This window comes from Bacillus cereus group sp. MYBK220-1 (genome assembly GCF_051916445.1).
Lineage (GTDB): Bacteria > Bacillota > Bacilli > Bacillales > Bacillaceae_G > Bacillus_A > Bacillus_A cereus.
Window position 1 is genome coordinate 479,771 of record NZ_JBQAGQ010000004.1, and the last position, 18,319, is coordinate 498,089.

The following is an 18,319-nucleotide window of genomic DNA, read 5'->3' on the forward strand; positions in this document are numbered from 1 at the left end:
CGATAGATGTCCTCTTTTTTTGATTGGAATTGTCTGAAAAATGTTTCTCAAATTTTTGGTAGAGGTATCGGCTGGGAAAATAAGAATTGTATAAAAGTGTCAAAAATCTTTATGGGAATGGGGAATGTTATAGTGAAAAAGCAAGTCATTTCATCAGCATTAGCGTTAACTGTTATCGCCGGGGGATTTGGAGCGTTTGGGGCAACGACAACGAAAGCGGAAGAACAAAAAATTCAATATCATCAAGAATTTAAAACACCTGCATACATAGGTGAAGAATGGAAAGCACCGGAAGGACTAGATAAAAAAGAGACAGTCTTTCAATACTTAGAGAGTAAGAAAGATATGTTTAAATTAGCAGGAAATATTGAAAAGCATTTTAATATCGTTGGGGAAGAAAAAGACGCTGAATCTGATACGACACATGTGAAGCTAGTTGAGAAACATAATAACATTCCTGTGTACGGTTCTGATCAAACTGTTACACTTGATAAAGAGAATAATGTAAAAGCATTCTTCGGACAAGTTATTCCGAATTTAGATGATAAAAATATTCCTGCAGCTGCAAGCATTACTGCGGAACAAGCAGAAACAATTGCAAAGGCAGATATTGAGAAAGAAATTGGTAAAGTAAAGAGTTATGATGGTGTGAAAAAAGATTTATTTGTATATGAAAAAGACGGTAATTACTACCTTGCATACTTAGTTAAGGCATCGATTTCAAAACCAGCTCCAGGGTATTGGCATTATTTTGTTGATGCAACGAATGGAAATGTTATTGAGAAATATAACGCTGTAGATAACATTACTGGATTTGGTTACGGAGTATTAGGTGCTAGACAATCATTTGAAATTGCTCAAGATACGAAAACAGGACAATTCAACTTGTTTGATGGTAAACGAGGACAAGGTGTTCATACATTTGATGCAGAAAATATGGACGAGAACTGGTTTAATTTATTCTCACAATGGCTTGGATATACAGGAGAAGAAGTTGAAAGTAAATCTAAGTTCTTCGAAGATAAAGCTGCAGTTGATGCGCATGTAAATGCAGGAAAAGTATATGATTACTACAAAAAGACATTTAATCGTAACTCTTTCGATGATAAAGGTGCGAAACTTATTTCAACTGTTCACGTAGGGGAGAGCTGGAATAACGCAGCTTGGAATGGTGTGCAAATGATGTACGGTGATGGCGATGGAAAAACGTTCATTCCATTATCTGCTGGACTTGATGTTATCGGTCACGAATTAACGCATGCTGTAACTGAACATACAGCAAACCTTGTTTACAAAAATGAGTCAGGGGCGTTAAATGAATCGTTATCTGATATTATGGGTGTTATGGTTGAGAAGAAGAGCTGGGATTTAGGTGCTGATATTTATACACCTGATAAACCTGGTGATGCACTTCGCTCTCTTAAAGACCCAGCGTCTATTCCAAATCCATTAAAACCAAGTGAGGGTTACCCAGATCACTATAGTAAACGTTATACTGGAACAGCTGATAATGGCGGTGTTCATATTAACAGCAGTATTAACAATAAAGCTGCATATTTAGTATCTGAAGGCGGAGATCATTACGGCGTGAAAGTAACTGGTGTGGGCCGTGAAGCGACAGAAAAAATTTACTACCGTGCTCTTACGAAATATTTAACTGCAAACTCTGACTTCAAAATGATGCGTCAAGCTGCTCTTCAGTCAGCTGAAGATTTATATGGTAAAAACTCTAAAGCTGTACAAGCTGTAACGAAAGCTTATGATGCAGTAGGTGTAAAATAATAAGAGAAAAGACCTGACATCCTAGTCAGGTCTTTTCTTTATCCCGCTATCCGCAAATGATGAAATTTCCACTTTATTTAGTCGCGAATACCTAATGCGATTTTCGCCATACGTGACATACGTTCTTTCGACCACGGTGGATTCCAAACGACATTTACTTCTATTTCATTAACTTCAGGTACGTTTGTTGATAATACTTTTTTAACGTCTGATACGATTTGCCCAGCCATTGGACAACCGATAGAAGTCATAGTCATCGTAATGACAGCATTATTATTTTCATCTGCTGTAACATCATAAACTAATCCAAGATTAACGATATCAACACCTAGTTCAGGGTCAATAACAGCCTCTAAATTGGCAAGTAATTTATTTTCAAATGCTTCTTGTGACATAAGCAGCCCCTCCTACACTTTAATGATATCGATTCTCATTATAACGGAAATGAGCATAATGTGCAGGAAATGAGCTCAAAAAAATATCCCTCTTTCAAAGAAGGGATATTTTTTGAACATCTATTCTGTTTTAAAATGAGATACGAGTTGATCTAACTCTTCAACTGTTTGTTTCATTTTTCCAGCAGTTACTGCCATTTCATTCATAACAATAACTTTCTGTTCAGCAGATTGTGCCGTTGCGGCAGTTTCGCTCGATACTTCAGTAGAGATAGAAGCGATGTTATTAAGTGAAGCGTTCATTTCTTCAGCACTTGCAGCCATTTCTTCAGCAGTTGCTGATATATCTTGCATTTGAGTAGATACTTTATTTACTTGTTCTACAATTGTTGAGAAAGAAGTACCAGCTTCACGAATAACATTAATGCCTTCAAATGCTTCAGAACGGCCTTGAGACATCATAGAGCTAGCAGTTTCTGTATCATTTTGAATTTGATGTAGTAATTGATTAATGTCTGTTGCAGCTGTTTTAGATTGTTCAGCAAGTTTTCGAACTTCGTCAGCTACGACAGCAAATCCTTTTCCTTGCTCACCAGCACGAGCTGCCTCAATAGAAGCATTTAAAGCAAGTAAGTTTGTTTGCTCAGCAATATTAGAAATAGATTGTACAGCAGTATCAATATATTTCGTATGAGTGATTAGACGTTCAACCACTTCTGACGTAGCATTTACAGCTTCGTGTATTGTTGTCATTTGTGAAACAGATTTTTGGATAACGGTACTGCCATCGCTAGCATGTTCAGATGTGGCAACAGCAAGTTCCGCTACAGATGAAGCAGATTCAGCAATGCGCTGAACACTTACTGCCATATCATCCATTGCAGTTGAACTTTCTTCCATACTAGAAGTTTGTGATTGAATACTTGCATTTAAGTTGGACATCGAGCTTTGGACTCTTAATGTCGCCTCACGTGATGTATTCGTTTTTTCTAGCATATTTTCAGAAGCGGTTTGTACTTCCACTGATGTTTTTTGAACACGATTAATAATATGTTGTAGGTTTTCTAACATTTTATTAAATGATGTTGCGATAGCACCTATTTCATCGTTGCTATTTACTTGTAGACGTGCCGTTAAGTCACCTTCTTGAGAGGCCAATTCTTTTAGTTTCGTGTCAATTTGTTGAATTGGTTTCACCAGTTTACCAGAGAACCACCATGCAAGAATAATTGCAACGATAATACATACAACAAGTGATAAGAAAATAACATATTCGATTAAGAGTGCAGATTGATCAATTTTTTCAATAGATTGTTCACGTAATTTAGCTTGTTCATTACTGTAATTTGTGAAGTCACCAATTACTTTATAGACCGTTCCGTTTTCTGAAGAAGCTACTTGTAAAGCTTCTTCCCATTTTTGTTCTTTTGCAAGAGTGAATACTTTTTCTTCAATGAACTTTCTCCAAGTAGACCCTAATTCCATTGTGCTTTTTACGGACGAAGAAAGATTTGGATTAGAAAGAAGTTTATCTTTTGAATCCTCAAGACGTTTACTCATCTCATTAAACTTGTCTAATTCGACTTGATCATGTTGTAGTAAATAACCTCTTAAAGCAGAGAGCTGTACTTGATAAGCGTCTCCACGCTCTTTCAATTCTGTTGCCAGTGGAGAAATTTCTTTTTGTAATGTTTCAGCTTTACGAGATTGATCGATAGCAAAAAATAAAATAAATGCTAAGGCGACACCAAATAAAGCGCAAATCGTTCCCATCATGAACATAAGTTTTTTTCTGATACTTACAAAATTCATATAATTAAAAGCCTCCTTTGTGAAATCTTAGTATTAGAATTAATAAATGTAAAAAATTGAAAGAAAGCTTTACTCCAGTTGGAATAAAGCTTTCTTATTTCCTTTAGGAATTATAGCAGACGGAATGAGAGATAGAAAGAGATATTTTAAAGTGAAAAAGTAGAACCTGTAAAACTTTCTTTCCTATACCTTTGAGCTCGTGTCATTTTCACTTTAAGCGTTTGTTTTGAAATGAGAGACGAGAACTTCAAGTTCTTGTACGATTGTTTTCATTTCAGATGATTTTTTAGCCACGATACTCATTTTGTTTACTTGATCACCAGCCGAATGCGCTGTTTGTGATGTTTCTGCAGCAACTTCGTTTGAAATAGAAGCGATATTATTTAAAGCTGCGTTCATTTCTTCAGAGCTTGCAGCCATCTCTTCAGCAGTTGCAGACATTTCTTGCATTTGTGTAGAGACTTTGTTAATGTGGTTAACAATTTCTGAGAATGAAGATCCGGCGGTACGAATAACCGTAATTCCTTCAGAAGCTTCTGCTTGACCTTGTGTCATCATATCATTTGCTATTTTTGTATCAGATTGAATTTGATGAAGTAAATGGTTAATGTCAGTTGCGGCTAGTTGAGATTGTTCAGCAAGTTTTCGAACTTCATCGGCAACAACAGCGAATCCTTTGCCGTGTTCACCAGCACGAGCTGCTTCAATAGAAGCATTTAAAGCGAGTAAATTTGTTTGGTCGGCGATATTTGAAATAGATTGAAGTGCAGTATCTATATGATTTGTATGTGTAATGAGCCGCTCAACTACTTGTGATGTAGCGTTAACAGCTTCGTTAATTGTATGCATTTGTGTAATAGATTTCTCAATGACTTTATTCCCATCATCTGCTTTTTCTGAAGTTGTGACAGCTAAACTAGTAACAGAAGAGGCGGACTCAGCGATACGCTGAACACTCGTTGCCATGTCATCCATTGCGGTTGAACTTTCTTCAATGCTAGAAACTTGTGAACGAATATTGTGTTCAAGAGCATTCATAGTTTCTTGGGTTCTTGCGGTATTTTCCATAGAAGCGGTTGTTTCGATAAATACATTTTCGGAAGCTTCTTTTACACTTGTTGATGTTTGTTGAACTTGTTTTATTATATGCTGTAAGTTAGTGAGCATTTGATTAAAGGAATTTGCAATGTCACCAATTTCATCTTTACTTGTTACGTGTAATCTAGCCGTTAAATCTCCGTCTTGAGAAGCTAATTCTTTTAACTTCTCATCAATTTGTCGAATTGGTTTAACGAGTTTACCAGAGAACCACCATGCTAATAAGATAGACGTTAATGTACATGTAATAAGTGAGAAGAAAATAATATATTGAATAAGTGATGAAGAAGACTCGACATCAGCAATTAATGCGTCACGTTTCTCATTCTCTTCATTTGTATATTTATTAAAACGACCTAAAAGATCATTTACATAATCTGTTTGTGATAAAGCAATTTTGGATGCTTCGTCCCATTTTCCTTCACGCGCAAGAGGTAGTACCTCATTATCTATGACGCTACGCCATTTTCCACCCATTAAAATAGCTTCTTTCATTCCTTCTGGGAGCTTCTTGTCACTTGTTACTTTCTCTCTAGTATCAGCTAATTTTTTCCCTTCTCGATTGAACTTATCTAATCCTTTTTGATCATGTGATAGCAAATATTCTTGTAAACCAGCAACTTGTGCTTGGAACCAATCGCCACGTTCTTTTAAAATCGTCGCTCTTTTTGATACATCATTTTTTAACGTTTCGATTTCACTTGCTTGATTCATGGCGAATGAAAGAATAACAATAAGAGCAATACTAAATAAAGAAGAAATGCTTAAGAGTGTGAACAGTAGTTTTTTTCGAATACTAACATATTTCATCGTTACCCCTACCCTCGTTTAAACTGTTTATTATGATTTATAGATATTTAAAACAAAATTAATAAAAACATTATTATGAAGTTATTAATCTGTTCAATGAAAATTATAGCAGATAATGGAAGGAGTCAGATTAGTATTAGAAAAAGTTCTTAAAATGTATACATTTGCATATCATAAATTTCATAAATAAATATTAGAAATGCTATTGAAATTTGAAATGACATCATGTATACTTCTAATTAGTTGATAACGATTATCAGTATCAACTAAAAACATTACTCTTCGTTATGTTGGTCATACCCCTTTTTGACGACGTAAGTCAGAGACGAAATGTTGAAATATCTTGTGTCCTATTCTACAGAATTATGGTAATCTCCAACCTCAACTTATATGCGTGAGCATGCAAAAAGGATCCTATCCGTGAAGGGATCCTTTTTTGCATGCTGTCGCAATTATTGTATATAGACCAGGGATACGTTCTTCGATTCCTTCTGGTGCAGTAGAAGGAAAGACCCATCTTTGATGAGATCCATGTTCTTCAACTAGTTTTTCGATTTTAAAACGTTCTTCCGCAAGTGTTGTAATGATTTCTCCTAGCGTCCAGCGACGGATGGTTGTTTTAGGTAGCGATTCTTTCTGTGCTTCTGTAAGAAGGATGCTATAAGCAACATCATCTTCAATTAATTCTTCATCGAAATAATTTCCATTGGCCTGAAATGATGGGTGGTCGACTCCTAATAATTTTGTGTAAACAGGATGATAGTCACGAAGTATAAGCATTCCATCTCGCTTAAGTAAAGTAGCAATTTTTTGAAAGAGTGGTTTTAAATCTAGAAAGTAATGGAGTACACCAAGTTCCAGCAATACGATATCAAATGATTCGGAGAGCTGCACATTTAATACATCAGAAACGACATACTGGATAGAGACACCTGCTGCGTCCGCAAGTTCATTTGCATATTTTGCATTACTTGCTGAAATATCAACAACTGTTACGTCAGAGCCTAAAAGGGCAAGTGCGACAGCTTTATTTCCTTTTGAGCCGAGTAAGTTAATAATACGTTTTCCTTTTGGAGATTGTATGTAAGGTAAATAATGTGCTACTTCGCGTGTGGGATCTTCCATAATTTTTTTTGCATAATCCTCTGGCGCCCCATGGCGATTCGTCCAAGCTTCATAAGCAGCTGTATTCCAGCTTTTTTCATTTATAGTGCTTAGTTGTTTTTGGTTCAATGTTATCACTCCTTTTGTGAACGTATAGGTATTCGGCGGGAGGATGGGATTTCCTTTTCGTTCTGGATAAAAGTTTGATTTTTCTGTGATTAAGTCGTACAATACTTGTTATACGTAAAAGCGTTGAAAAGGAAAAGTAGGATGAACACATTCTTTCCAGAGAGCTTCGGTAGCTGAGAAGAAGCAAGAATATTCATTTGAACAATGGCCTTTGAGCTTCGTCCTGAACTTATCAAATGATAATAGTAGGCGGCGACGAGAGTTGGTACTCGTTATCAAAACCACAGTATAAGAGCATAGAGCTCCGTACTTGTTAAGGCTAATTATGTGAGTAATTGGCGAAATAAGGTGGTACCGCGACTGTTTATACAGCCCCGCCCTTATCTTTTTTAAGATAGGGGTGGGGCTTTTTATATTTTAAAGGAGGAATGTAAGATGAGTATTTTTATTGGGGGCGCTTGGCCGTATGCGAATGGTTCATTACATCTTGGTCATATTGCGAGTTTATTACCTGGAGATATTTTAGCACGTTATTACCGGTCAAAAGGTGAGAATGTGCTGTATGTTTCAGGAAGTGATTGTAATGGAACACCGATTGCAATTAGGGCAAAACAAGAAGGTGTGACGGCGAAGGAAATTGCTGATCAGTATCATGAAGAGTTCCAGCGATGTTTTCGTAGCCTTGGTTTTACTTATGATTGCTATACACGTACAGATAGTGAGCACCATCATGAAACGGTTCAAAATGTTTTTTTACTTTTATTAGAAGAAGGACATATTTATAAAAAAATAGTGGAACAAGCGTATTGTGAAACGTGTACGCAGTTTTTACCGGATCGTTATGTAGAAGGAATATGTCCACATTGCCATGAAGCAGCAAGAGGAGATCAATGCGATGCGTGTTCTGCTATTTTAGATCCACTCGATTTGTTAGAAAAGAAATGTAAGTTATGTGGTAGTACACCATCTGTACAGGAAACAGAGCATTTCTATTTCGCATTGCATACATTTCAGGAGCAAATTAAAAGGGTTGTAGAAATTGCCAAGCAAACAGGGACATGGCGCGACAATGCGATTCAACTAACAGAGAGATATGTAAAGGAAGGATTACTAGATAGGGCCGTATCACGTGATTTACCAATTGGAGTACCAATTCCAGTAGAAGGGTATGAAGATAAGAAAATTTACGTATGGATTGAAGCAGTGACAGGCTATTATTCAGCGAGTAAACATTGGGCTGAAGAAACAGGGAAAGATGATCAAGAGTTTTGGGATAGCGAAGCGAAAACATATTATGTGCACGGAAAGGATAATATTCCGTTTCATTCCGTCATTTGGCCAGCGGTATTACTTGGAATAGGGGAGGAAGCAATCCCGCGTCATATCGTTTCGAATGAATATTTAACAGTTGAAAAAAGAAAATTATCTACAAGTAAAAACTGGGCAGTATGGGTGCCTGACATATTAGAACGCTATGATCCAGATTCTATTCGTTACTTTTTAACCGTCAACGCACCAGAAAATCGCGATACTGATTTTTCATGGCGGGAATTTATTTACAGTCATAATAGTGAATTATTAGGTGCATACGGGAACTTTGTGAACCGGACATTAAAGTTTATCGAAAAATATTATGGTGGTATCGTGCCGAAGGGAAGCATTGAGGTAGAGCTGAAAGATAAAGTAGAAGGATTATATAAGCGTGTAGGAGAGGCGATTGAGCAAACTAAATTTAAGGTGGCGCTAGAAACAATATTTGATGCAGTACGTTTTGCAAATAAATACTTTGATGAAAAGCAGCCTTGGAAACAAAGAGAAGATGATCCAGTTTCATGTGAAGAAACGATTTATAACTGTGTGTATCTTATCGCTAATTTTGCAAATCTCCTTGAACCGTTTTTACCATTTTCAAGTGAAAGAGTTCGAAACACATTGTCGATTGTGAAACGAAATTGGGAACCGCAAAATACGTTGCCAAGTAGAATTGATAGCGTACAGCCATTATTTGAGCGAATCGATGTAAAACAAATTGAGCATGAGATAGAGAAGCTGTATGGAGCGGTAAAATGAGATAGAGAAAAAGACCTTTCAAGTAAATGAAAGGTCTTTTGTTATGCAGTATGATTCTCTTTCTTATCTTTCAAAAAGAAAAGTACAGCAAGGATTACAAGAATAATAGCTGCAATATCATACGTTATTTTAAATGTAGTATTAAAGTTTAAGTACTCTACGAAAGGAGTTTTCACTGCTCCTGCATATATACAAACGGGAATGAGAAGTAAATCGTAAAATTTCTTTTCTTTCATATATCTTATTAGGAAGAAGATACACATAATAGCAAAAAATACGATGCTTAAAATAGTCATTTATACCTCCAGATAAATTTACTTATTTTAATTGCAGTTATATCTTTTATATAAATTCTGTATTTTTTCAAGCGCTATACACGCGATTTTGTTTCCTTTCTTTCCTAGCCGTAAGCAGCTGAGGAGTGAAGATCCCAACTAATATGAAAATAATTCCAATCCACTGCATGAACGTTACGACTTCATGTACAAGTGTAATAGAAGCAATAATAGCAGTTGGTAATTCAGCTGCACCTAATATTGTACCAAGCCCTGTTCCAACCTTTGGTACACCGATTGAAAAACAAATGACAGGTACAACAACGCCGAATAATCCGAGGAAGAAAGCATATTTCCATAGACCGGCTTGCAAAGCACCGTCTGTTAAAAAGGTTGGCGGAAAGAATAGGCATACGATAAGAGTAGCGCTTGTTGTCATAAGGAAGCTTTTCGTATAAGGCGGAACATCCGTAGCGACGCGCCCGCTTGCAAAAACATAGAATGAAAAAGAGACAGCAGCTAATAGTCCAAAGATAATCCCTTTCGTAGAAAAACTTTGTCCGAGGCCTTCAAATACACCACCTGCAAACAATGTACCAGCAAATAAAATAAGGATAGATATAATCTTATCGCGGCTTGGAAATGTTCGATTTGCAATTGCTTCGATAATGACACCAATCCAAGTGAACTGAAAGAGTAGGACGACAGCGATAGATGCGGGTAGTTCTTCTACAGAAATAGCGTAGAAAATCCCGGTCATACTCATTGTTGTTCCGACGGTTAGTAAGGAAAAGAATTGTTTTTTTGTTACTTTATGACGTGAAAAGAAAAGAACGAGTAGAAATAGTCCAATCCATCCGAAGACATATTGTCCCCCTAATAGTTGATGTGCTGAAAATCCATTTATGAATCCGAGTTTGAAAATAGTTGAAAGTATGCCATAGCTGCAAGCACCGAATAAAACGAGCAATGAATATTTAAACTTCTCCATAAAAAATCCTCCTTTTAAGTAATAAAAAACGCCCGCTATCCAAATAAGGATAACGGGCGAACGAAACAGAGTCATATACTCTACAAAATTCCGCCACTCATACGAAGTATGAATTTGGGGTATGAAATTGTAGTAGGTTTTTACATTGCTTTTGGGAATACAATAGAACATTTTACACCTTGAGGCGTGTTTTGTATCCCGTAAGGAAACTGATGTTTATCTAATATTTGTTTCACGATATATAATCCAAGACCACTACCTTGTACTAAACCGTGTTTATCAGGGTTTGCGCGATAGAAAGGCTCAAATAAATGAGCAAGTTTATCTTCATCAATTTGTGAACCTGTATTTAATACTTCTAATGCGTAACCATTTGGTTTTTCATAAAGCTTTATATATACGTGCTGATGGTCAATTGTATAATGAATTGCATTTGAAATAATGTTAAAAATAGCAGTTTGAATAAACTTAGGATCAGCTAAAATTTGTACGTCGTGTTTAATATTAGATTGTACATTTAATTGTTTTACAGATACAAAGTAATCTACTTTCTTCATAACATCCTCAATAATATTAGATAAAGAAATGACTTCTAAATTCGGTTTAAATTGAGGGTTTTGTATTTTGGATAATTCCGACATTTTTTCCGTTAATATGTTAATGTCTTGCATCATCTCGTAGGAACGTTTCAAATACTTATCTCTATCTTTATAAGCTCCAATTCCGTGAATCATGCCATCTAGTTGTCCCATAACGGCTGCGATTGGTGTTTTTAATTCATGGGATACCATAGACATAAATTCTTTACGAGATTGTTCTAATTGTTGTTCCTTCTTGAGCTCGTTTCTTAAATCTTGATTGCTTGCATGTAAATTCTTCACAATATTTGGTACTTGTGAAGCAGCTACTTGCAAATTAAAATCTGTTTGATCTGTATTTTTGTTAAGTAGCTTTTTATCTGAGAAATCAAGATTCATAATATCTTTTAAAGCATCGCTCATATATTGAAAAGGTTTGGCAATTAGTTTTGTATAAATTAAAGATCCGAGTAGTGATAATGCAAGCATTGTCGCGCCAATATGTGGAGCTAATTGCTGCAACGCATCTGCTAACTTTGGATTATCATTTGTATCATTTGTTTTACTTGCTGCATTTTGTGTATGTAAGGCATCATTATTAGCGGCTTTCTTTTCTGCTTCTGTAGGCGGATTAGAAGTGCTATTTTTCCCCGAAAGATTTTGTGTATGTTCTTTTGCCTTTACAGTTTGGCTAGGCTGCAAAAGGTGATTGATAGCTGTAGAAAGAGATTTATAATCTATAATAGAAGATTGGAAATTAGAAATGCTCCCCTCTGACACAGCTTTATTTTGCTTCGTTTTACTTCCGTCGTTTTGCTTATCTGAATCGGCCTGTTCTGTAGTCGGCGTTCCATTTTCTTTCGCAAAACGTTCTTTATCGTAGTTTGAAGCTAGAAAGTAAATAATTTGATAAAGACAAAGTGATAAAAGAATACAAAATAATAAGGTTTTGATGAAAATATTTTTGGTGATGTTGTCTTTGCTACGATTCGATTTTGTAGCCAATGCCTTTCACCGTTTTAATATAAGGAATTCCTAATTTTTTTCTTAAGTTTTTAATATGTGTATCTATAACTCTTACATCACCATAATGTTCATAGCCCCATACCTTATTCAACAAATCACTTCTTGATAATACTTTTCCTCGATTTTGCAGTAAAGTATAAATAATTTCAAATTCTTTTGTTGTCAATTCAATTTGATTACCATGAACATAAGCTGCATATGCTGTAGAGTTTAACATCAATTCATGGAATTGTAGTATAGTTGCAGCTTCTGCTTCCTTCGTTGCTGCCCTTCTTAATACAGCCTCTACACGCTTAATAAATACAGTGTAATGGAACGGTTTCGTAATATAGTCATCAATACCTAACTCAAATCCTTTAATTTCACTTTCTTCATTATGTAAGCCTGTTAACATAATGATTGGTACATCAGATTGTCCTCGCATAATTTTACAAATACTATAGCCATCTATATCTGGTAACATTACATCGAGGAGGACAAGATCGTATGAATTTTTTTGGAAAAGAAGAATACCTTCTGTTCCAGCACCAACTACATCAACTGTAAAATTTTGTGCCATTAGAAATTCACGAATAAGTTCTTGTATATCTGGGTTGTCTTCAATCACCAGTATATGCGTCATAGTAACACCTCCTAAATAACGCTTTTTACTGCAATATTCGAATTCATCATTTTTCGAGTGACTCAGATTGTTTATACATATAATAAGCCCCCGCTATAAAATAATCATGAAGGTAGCAAGGGGAATAGTTTAGTGTTACTGAATAGTTCAGAATTACAGTAGTTCTATTATAGTATGTATTATAAAATTTATAAAACATTATAACTGTATAATTTTAATATCTACGTTTATCAATGTTTAAATATTAGCTAATCAAATCTATTCCTATTATATATGTAAATACAGTTGTTTTGCTACTGTAAATGAATAAATAAAATAAGCCAAGACATAAAATTCTTGGCTACACATAAATCTTGTTTTTAGGCTATTTTACAGTGACAGTAGCTTGCTGCTGAACGCGCTCAAATAACCAGTGTATATCATTGTTATACATACGAATACAACCAAGTGTTGTCCATTTGCCGATTGCTTGATTATTGTTAGTTCCGTGAATCGCATAAGTTGTTCCGTAAGTTCCTGCCATATTTAATCCGAGCCAACGGTCACCAAGTGGATTACGTGGATCGCCGCCTTTAATTTTGCCTGTATAATAAGGACGATTTTTAATTTTATTTACGATTTGAAAAGTGCCTTTAGGTGTAGGTGTTGCAGCTTTTCCAGTAGCGACAGTAAAACTTTTTATAAATTTTCCATCCTGATAATAATCCATTTTATTTAACTGAGTGTCTACGATTAATTGATCTTTCGTTGTAGCTGCCTCTGCACTAGCGAATGGAAGGGTTAAAAATCCTAATGATAATAGTGCGCTTAATAATAATTTTTTCATTGTTATTCTCCTTTTACTATCGTAAGAGTCTTACATACAATGAAGTTGTAATCCTCGTAATGCTTTATTTACATTTTCATCTAATGTTTCAAAGAATGTAGTGATTTTGCTGTTGTGTTTGTTGTTGTTATCAATAAGTAATCTTTCATTTAATAAAAGCTCGCCACGTAGTCCAAAACTTTGAACTTGAATATTTAGCTCATCTTCATTTTCAGAGATGATTGGTAAGAAATAATGAAAAGCTTTTGTTGGAATGATGTAGCTTTTGCCAATCATGCTTTCTTGATTTGAATTAATCCATTTTTTCGTGACAATTTTAATATTCTTTTTTGAAACGATAAAAGATAGTGTTGTAGATTTTGTTAAACTTACGTCAAATTCACTTGTTTCACATATTTGTAAATTAAAAACGGTTTCATTTTGATGAGATTCAACATTTGTATTAATAAAATCGTGCATTTTATATGCTTCCATTTCGTATTCACCCTTTTTTCAATTTCGAAAAACGACTTATATTTATTCAAATTAATGCTTAGTCATATATTGGTTAAATTTTTCAACAAATTCCGATATAATCTTACAATACGTATATGAAGCTAATATGAAGTTAGCATGAGTTTGTGATGGTTTTTTATTGAGAACAAAATAAGAGAGGTTTTTTAATGCTAAAAAATGGATAAAATTTGCATGTTATTAATGCGCCTTTTCGCTATTTCGACTTGAAAAATGATTTTTACTATTTAATAAAGAACGAAAATCATTAGTGTGACCCTTACAAAAATGTAATAAAAATGTAAGCTATTGTGATAGTTATTTCGACAATTTTTTTATACAATAATAGTAAGAAGTTGTACGTGATTGAAAGGAGAGATGACATGGAATGGATTCATGAATTATTTCAGCAATACGGGTACTATGTTGTACTTGTCGGCTTGCTGTTAGAATATATTGCACTTCCGTTTCCGGGAGAGCCAACATTAGCATATGCGGGATTTTTAGCACATAAGGGTGATTTAAGTTTACCGATTTTAATTATTCTATCCTTTATTGGGACAAGTGTAGGAATGACGATTCAATACTTTTTAGGAAATAAATTAGGTATGCCTTTCATTCAAAAGTATGGGAAATACGTATTTTTAACACAAAGAAAAATTGACTTAACGAGAATGTGGTTTGATAAGTATGGATACTTCCTAATTTTTATTGGTTTCTTTATTCCTGGTGTACGTCATTTCACAGGATACTTTGCAGGAATTATTAATTTACCATTCCGTCGTTTTGCCATTACAATTTATTCAGGCGCTCTATTTTGGGTAGCATTCTTCTTAATCGGTGGTTACTGGTTAGGTGGAAACTTACATGATATCTTTGGAGTGCTAGAAGGTCATATCGGTAAAATCATTTTTGGAGTTATTGTGATTGTAGCGGTTACGTTAGGTATTCGTTTCCGTAAGCAGTTAAAACGAGTATTACTACAAAACGCAAGTTAATATGAAATCCATTCTATGTCAGAATTTAGGAAGTCAGTGCAAAAGCACTGACTTTTTTATTTTTAAGACTATGTTTAATGCACATTTTACATTCTTTATAGGAATTTGATACAGGATAAGAAATAAGTATCTTGTCAATTATTATAGTCGTAATGACAATTATAATTGACAAAGATAAGGATATTATTTACAATTTTAATTAAATAAATGAAAAAGAGGGAAGACATGAAGCTTCAAAATCGAGTGAGGGAATTGCGAGCAAAGCATCGTTTATCACAAGGGGATTTAGGGAAAGCGATTGGATCATCACGGCAAACGATTAGTTTAATTGAGCGCGGGGATTATGCACCATCTATCGTATTGTCGTTAAAAATCGCACAAATTTTCAATGTACCGGTGGAGGAAATATTTACGTTAGTAGAGGGGGAAGAGGACGATGAAGAGTAAACGAAAAAAACAATTTGATTCTGTGGGGAAAATAGCATTAAGTATGATGGGTGGCTTTTTAACGTCTTATATAGCTTTAAATTTACTCTCGGATGAACCGAGAAAATTATCATCCAATACATTTATAGGTATATGTACTATTTTTGGAATCTTAATGATGTACTATACTTGGAAGAATACACTTATGTTAGCAGAGGCACGCGATGAAGAAGAGAGCGTACAAGGCAGAAAATTAGGCATTATAAGTATATATTTACGTGTAGGCGATATAGTTACGCAGGCATGGTTTGTATATGCAGTTATTACATGTAGACGTGCACTGTTGCAGGATACAAATGTTTCATTTGCGGTGTGGAATTTAGTAGCTTCTATTGTTTGTTTAACTACTGTAGTAATTATCGGACTTATAACAAAAAATCGTTATAATAAGCTATATCCTGAACAAGGTGTAACGTATATGGAATCTATGAAAATGTGGACGAAAAACGCAGATGAAGGATTAAAGCACATTGTGCATGAGGCTGGATATAAAGCGTATGAATTTACGAATACAATATTGGCATATGTATGGTGGGCTGCCGTTATATATACAGCTGCTAGTAATATCGATTTTGTATTAATTGGCTTAATCTCATTTATTTGGATATTGCATCTTGGGAAGTTCATGTACGAAATGCAGAGGAAAATGATTTATTAAGGGGAGAAAAAGGTGGATATTTTAAGAAGGCCAGCTGGCTCAATGACAGTGGCGCTAATTCTGTCCATTTTATACGGAGTAATCCGAACTGGGAAATTAGAAGTAATTTTGAACCTATGGGCAATAGTTGGAATTTCATTATTAGTGTTAGCCATTCATGAGCTAGGACATGTAGTATTTGGTGTAATAGGTGGTTTAACATTTAAATTTATGACAGTAGGACCCATTACTATTCAAAAAGAAAAGGGAAAATTACGCATTCGAGCAAATAAATTATGGGCTTACTTTGGAGGCGTTGCAACACTAGTACCACCTTCTATAGAGACACCGAATCTTTCGAAAAAGTGGGCGTGGCTCACTTTAGGTGGACCGATTACGAGTTTACTATTTGGTATTACTTCCGGTTACATATATATGGTGAGTTATTATCAATATCTTTTATATTTTTCCTTTTTCCATTTTGCAATCTTTGCGGTTACAATCGTGCCGATAAAAGGAACGCTTATGAGTGATGGGATGCAATTTCTTATTTTAATTAAAGATGATGAAAGAGCTAGAAATCATTTATATGAGATTCAAATATCGAGTGAGTTATTTAGTTATAAAAGACCGAAAGATTGGGATGAAAGATTAGTAGAATTGAGTGAGGAGAAAATAAAAGAGAATAAAGGGATAAGAGAGATAATGAGTAGACTTATGCTTGTCTTTTTTGCTCGTGCAGATCAAGAGGGAATGGAAAGAGCGATACCGTATATAGAAAGAATTGTTCAACTACCTGTAACGAAAGAAAATAAGTTTTTCGTTAGTAGTTTTCATAGTTGGTATCTTTTATATAAAGCCCTTTATGAGATGGATAGTCTTTCTTTGCAAGAAGCAAAGGAACATGCAAAGGCTATTACAAAAATGGACCTAAGTGGATATTACCGTACACAAGGAATTATTAGATATGTAGAGGGTAATATGGAAGCGTCCCGTACTTATATGAAGAAAGCCGATCAAGAATTAAAGAGCGCCGAGAAGAGTGAGATGGGATATTTACAATTAGAAAGAGAATGGTTTGAGCAGCTGAAAGAGAGGGTATCTTACGATGGGTGAGGTATCCTCTTTTTTCTATGTCATCTTATGCCGTTCCATAAACAGCCTAGGACGAGTAAAATGAGATAAGAAGAGCAAAGCTTGGAGGAATTCTAGATGGAAATTTTAACGATTATTTTAATCGTCTTGCTCATTTATGCTGTTTTTAAAGTGGCATATGTAGCATTAAAGATACTCGCGATCTTATTAATTATCTTTTTAATCGTAGAGTTCGGCAGTAAATTGCTTGGTGGATAGGGTATGTTGTGCGTTTTGAGTGTCGAAGGTTGTCGGTAAATCGATATCTTGTGTCGAAGCGTCGATATAATGAAAAAATCGTTGATATAAGTGGAGAAACGATCGATATATTTGAAAAATCGTTGATATATTTTAGTGAATACGAAGTGGGGTATATGGAAAAGAAGTTGCCGTGAGGGCAACTTCTTTTTATCGTGATGCGGGGTATGCAAACCAACATAAAAAAGCTGGAAGAGTATCTTCCAGCTTAAGAGTTACTTTCAATTTGGCGACCGCTATCTTCTTCATTGTCTTGTAATAGGTTGAATACGTCTGCTAAGCAGAATGCAATGAACCAAGTCCATAGACCGTGGAAGAAAGCTGAGCTTAATTGAAGTGGTAATGTATAGTTTGTCATTGAGTAGGAAATACATCCACCAACGATTCCGATCATTGTTAATAACATTGTTTTTTGAGCGTTTTCTTCTGGATTGAAGAGGAAGTAAATGTATCCGCCTAAAATTGAAGCGCTTACAAGTGTTTCGATTCCATTAAAGATGATATTCTCTCCAAGCTGAGTGTTTGTCCAGAAGCAGATTGTTCCGCCGATAATAGCAAACAGGACAGCTATTGTATATCGTATATATTGATTCATATGTTCATCTCCTTATGTAATAAGATGATTTGGAAGTCAAAAAGGTAGGTATAGTATATTGAAGTGAGTTTTAATTGTACGTATCTTTTTATAAAAAGATCATTGAAGAGTAACTAAGATGATCGGTTGTTTAAACCGTTACGTGTATGGTGTCTGAAATATACCCGACTGCTCGTTTCTTTTTGCTTGTAAAATAAGAGA

At 35.0% G+C, this 18,319-nt stretch carries 18 protein-coding genes and 1 other annotated feature; of the genes, 7 read left to right on the plus strand and 11 right to left on the minus strand.

All coding sequences use genetic code 11. The annotated features are described in order from the left end of the window. Positions 1–132: 132 nt before the first annotated feature. On the plus strand, positions 133–1,782 hold the full coding sequence (gene nprB / locus ACTFRU_RS19840; RefSeq protein ID WP_000745123.1) for a neutral protease NprB: 1,650 nt from the start codon (positions 133–135) through the stop codon (positions 1,780–1,782). Positions 1,783–1,859: 77 nt separating this feature from the next. Here nprB and ACTFRU_RS19845 read toward each other — a convergent pair whose 3' ends face one another. From ACTFRU_RS19845 to ACTFRU_RS19860, 4 genes are all read right to left on the minus strand, one after another. Further along, positions 1,860–2,177 (minus strand): metal-sulfur cluster assembly factor, encoded by a 318-nt coding sequence (locus ACTFRU_RS19845; RefSeq protein ID WP_000076422.1) that lies wholly within the window; start codon positions 2,175–2,177, stop codon positions 1,860–1,862. 120 nt (positions 2,178–2,297) lie between these two features. Beyond that, the gene (locus tag ACTFRU_RS19850; protein ID WP_440037779.1) at positions 2,298–3,989 is read right to left on the minus strand and encodes a methyl-accepting chemotaxis protein; all 1,692 of its coding nucleotides are present in this window, start codon (positions 3,987–3,989) and stop codon (positions 2,298–2,300) included. 213 nt (positions 3,990–4,202) lie between these two features. Beyond that, positions 4,203–5,897: a methyl-accepting chemotaxis protein gene (locus ACTFRU_RS19855; protein WP_440037780.1), complete on the minus strand. Its 1,695-nt coding sequence runs from the start codon at positions 5,895–5,897 to the stop codon at positions 4,203–4,205. Between the two features lie 414 nt (positions 5,898–6,311). After that, complete coding sequence (locus ACTFRU_RS19860) at positions 6,312–7,130, minus strand: class I SAM-dependent methyltransferase (RefSeq protein ID WP_001072260.1); 819 nt, start codon at positions 7,128–7,130, stop codon at positions 6,312–6,314. A 114-nt stretch (positions 7,131–7,244) separates the two neighbouring features. Beyond that, positions 7,245–7,515, plus strand: a binding site (T-box leader). A 50-nt stretch (positions 7,516–7,565) separates the two neighbouring features. On the opposite strand from ACTFRU_RS19860, the gene metG reads away from it, so the two are divergent. Continuing rightward, the gene (metG, locus tag ACTFRU_RS19865; RefSeq protein ID WP_440037781.1) at positions 7,566–9,200 is read left to right on the plus strand and encodes a methionine--tRNA ligase; all 1,635 of its coding nucleotides are present in this window, start codon (positions 7,566–7,568) and stop codon (positions 9,198–9,200) included. 41 nt (positions 9,201–9,241) lie between these two features. Here metG and ACTFRU_RS19870 read toward each other — a convergent pair whose 3' ends face one another. The 6 genes from ACTFRU_RS19870 to ACTFRU_RS19895 all read right to left on the minus strand — a co-directional run bounded on the left by ACTFRU_RS19870 (position 9,242) and on the right by ACTFRU_RS19895 (position 13,992). Next, positions 9,242–9,496 (minus strand): hypothetical protein, encoded by a 255-nt coding sequence (locus ACTFRU_RS19870; RefSeq protein WP_000154129.1) that lies wholly within the window; start codon positions 9,494–9,496, stop codon positions 9,242–9,244. Between the two features lie 67 nt (positions 9,497–9,563). Further along, positions 9,564–10,466 carry an EamA family transporter gene (locus ACTFRU_RS19875; RefSeq protein WP_033696594.1) on the minus strand — a complete coding sequence of 301 codons (903 nt, stop codon included), beginning with the start codon at positions 10,464–10,466 and terminating at the stop codon, positions 9,564–9,566. Positions 10,467–10,606: 140 nt separating this feature from the next. Further along, a complete protein-coding gene (locus ACTFRU_RS19880) occupies positions 10,607–12,049 on the minus strand; it encodes a sensor histidine kinase (protein ID WP_000201958.1) in 1,443 nt (480 codons plus the stop codon). Then, entirely contained in the window at positions 12,027–12,692 is a 666-nt protein-coding gene (locus ACTFRU_RS19885; RefSeq protein WP_000148833.1) for a response regulator transcription factor, read from the minus strand. The genes ACTFRU_RS19880 and ACTFRU_RS19885 overlap by 23 nt, the downstream gene beginning before the upstream one ends. Positions 12,693–13,056: 364 nt before the next feature. Next, entirely contained in the window at positions 13,057–13,518 is a 462-nt protein-coding gene (locus tag ACTFRU_RS19890; protein WP_000735058.1) for a L,D-transpeptidase, read from the minus strand. Positions 13,519–13,548: 30 nt separating this feature from the next. Beyond that, positions 13,549–13,992: a DUF3978 family protein gene (locus tag ACTFRU_RS19895; protein ID WP_000388769.1), complete on the minus strand. Its 444-nt coding sequence runs from the start codon at positions 13,990–13,992 to the stop codon at positions 13,549–13,551. A gap of 401 nt (positions 13,993–14,393) precedes the next feature. On the opposite strand from ACTFRU_RS19895, the gene ACTFRU_RS19900 reads away from it, so the two are divergent. The 5 genes from ACTFRU_RS19900 to ACTFRU_RS19920 all read left to right on the plus strand — a co-directional run bounded on the left by ACTFRU_RS19900 (position 14,394) and on the right by ACTFRU_RS19920 (position 17,484). Then, a complete protein-coding gene (locus ACTFRU_RS19900; protein WP_000454748.1) occupies positions 14,394–15,008 on the plus strand; it encodes a DedA family protein in 615 nt (204 codons plus the stop codon). Between the two features lie 225 nt (positions 15,009–15,233). After that, complete coding sequence (locus ACTFRU_RS19905) at positions 15,234–15,455, plus strand: helix-turn-helix transcriptional regulator (protein ID WP_000776168.1); 222 nt, start codon at positions 15,234–15,236, stop codon at positions 15,453–15,455. Beyond that, the gene (locus ACTFRU_RS19910; RefSeq protein ID WP_440037782.1) at positions 15,445–16,152 is read left to right on the plus strand and encodes a DUF3169 family protein; all 708 of its coding nucleotides are present in this window, start codon (positions 15,445–15,447) and stop codon (positions 16,150–16,152) included. The genes ACTFRU_RS19905 and ACTFRU_RS19910 overlap by 11 nt, the downstream gene beginning before the upstream one ends. A 42-nt stretch (positions 16,153–16,194) precedes the next feature. Then, positions 16,195–17,247: a site-2 protease family protein gene (locus ACTFRU_RS19915; protein WP_440037789.1), complete on the plus strand. Its 1,053-nt coding sequence runs from the start codon at positions 16,195–16,197 to the stop codon at positions 17,245–17,247. A 96-nt stretch (positions 17,248–17,343) separates the two neighbouring features. Further along, entirely contained in the window at positions 17,344–17,484 is a 141-nt protein-coding gene (locus ACTFRU_RS19920) for a DUF3985 family protein (protein ID WP_000404782.1), read from the plus strand. A gap of 247 nt (positions 17,485–17,731) precedes the next feature. On the opposite strand, the gene ACTFRU_RS19925 is transcribed toward ACTFRU_RS19920, so the two are convergent. Then, entirely contained in the window at positions 17,732–18,118 is a 387-nt protein-coding gene (locus tag ACTFRU_RS19925) for a DUF3938 domain-containing protein (RefSeq protein WP_001077773.1), read from the minus strand. Positions 18,119–18,319 lie beyond the last annotated feature (201 nt).

Excerpts from the sequence above, each read along its gene's own strand:
- ACTFRU_RS19845 (WP_000076422.1), bottom strand. The coding sequence starts at position 2,177 with ATGTCACAAGAAGCATTTGAAAATAAATTACTTGCCAATTTAGAGGCT.
- ACTFRU_RS19850 (WP_440037779.1), bottom strand. The coding sequence starts at position 3,989 with ATGAATTTTGTAAGTATCAGAAAAAAACTTATGTTCATGATGGGAACG.
- ACTFRU_RS19855 (WP_440037780.1), bottom strand. The coding sequence starts at position 5,897 with ATGAAATATGTTAGTATTCGAAAAAAACTACTGTTCACACTCTTAAGC.
- metG (WP_440037781.1), top strand. The coding sequence starts at position 7,566 with ATGAGTATTTTTATTGGGGGCGCTTGGCCGTATGCGAATGGTTCATTA.
- ACTFRU_RS19870 (WP_000154129.1), bottom strand. The coding sequence starts at position 9,496 with ATGACTATTTTAAGCATCGTATTTTTTGCTATTATGTGTATCTTCTTC.
- ACTFRU_RS19875 (WP_033696594.1), bottom strand. The coding sequence starts at position 10,466 with ATGGAGAAGTTTAAATATTCATTGCTCGTTTTATTCGGTGCTTGCAGC.
- ACTFRU_RS19885 (WP_000148833.1), bottom strand. The coding sequence starts at position 12,692 with ATGACGCATATACTGGTGATTGAAGACAACCCAGATATACAAGAACTT.
- ACTFRU_RS19890 (WP_000735058.1), bottom strand. The coding sequence starts at position 13,518 with ATGAAAAAATTATTATTAAGCGCACTATTATCATTAGGATTTTTAACC.
- ACTFRU_RS19895 (WP_000388769.1), bottom strand. The coding sequence starts at position 13,992 with ATGGAAGCATATAAAATGCACGATTTTATTAATACAAATGTTGAATCT.
- ACTFRU_RS19900 (WP_000454748.1), top strand. The coding sequence starts at position 14,394 with ATGGAATGGATTCATGAATTATTTCAGCAATACGGGTACTATGTTGTA.
- ACTFRU_RS19905 (WP_000776168.1), top strand. The coding sequence starts at position 15,234 with ATGAAGCTTCAAAATCGAGTGAGGGAATTGCGAGCAAAGCATCGTTTA.
- ACTFRU_RS19910 (WP_440037782.1), top strand. The coding sequence starts at position 15,445 with ATGAAGAGTAAACGAAAAAAACAATTTGATTCTGTGGGGAAAATAGCA.
- ACTFRU_RS19915 (WP_440037789.1), top strand. The coding sequence starts at position 16,195 with ATGACAGTGGCGCTAATTCTGTCCATTTTATACGGAGTAATCCGAACT.
- ACTFRU_RS19920 (WP_000404782.1), top strand. The coding sequence starts at position 17,344 with ATGGAAATTTTAACGATTATTTTAATCGTCTTGCTCATTTATGCTGTT.
- ACTFRU_RS19925 (WP_001077773.1), bottom strand. The coding sequence starts at position 18,118 with ATGAATCAATATATACGATATACAATAGCTGTCCTGTTTGCTATTATC.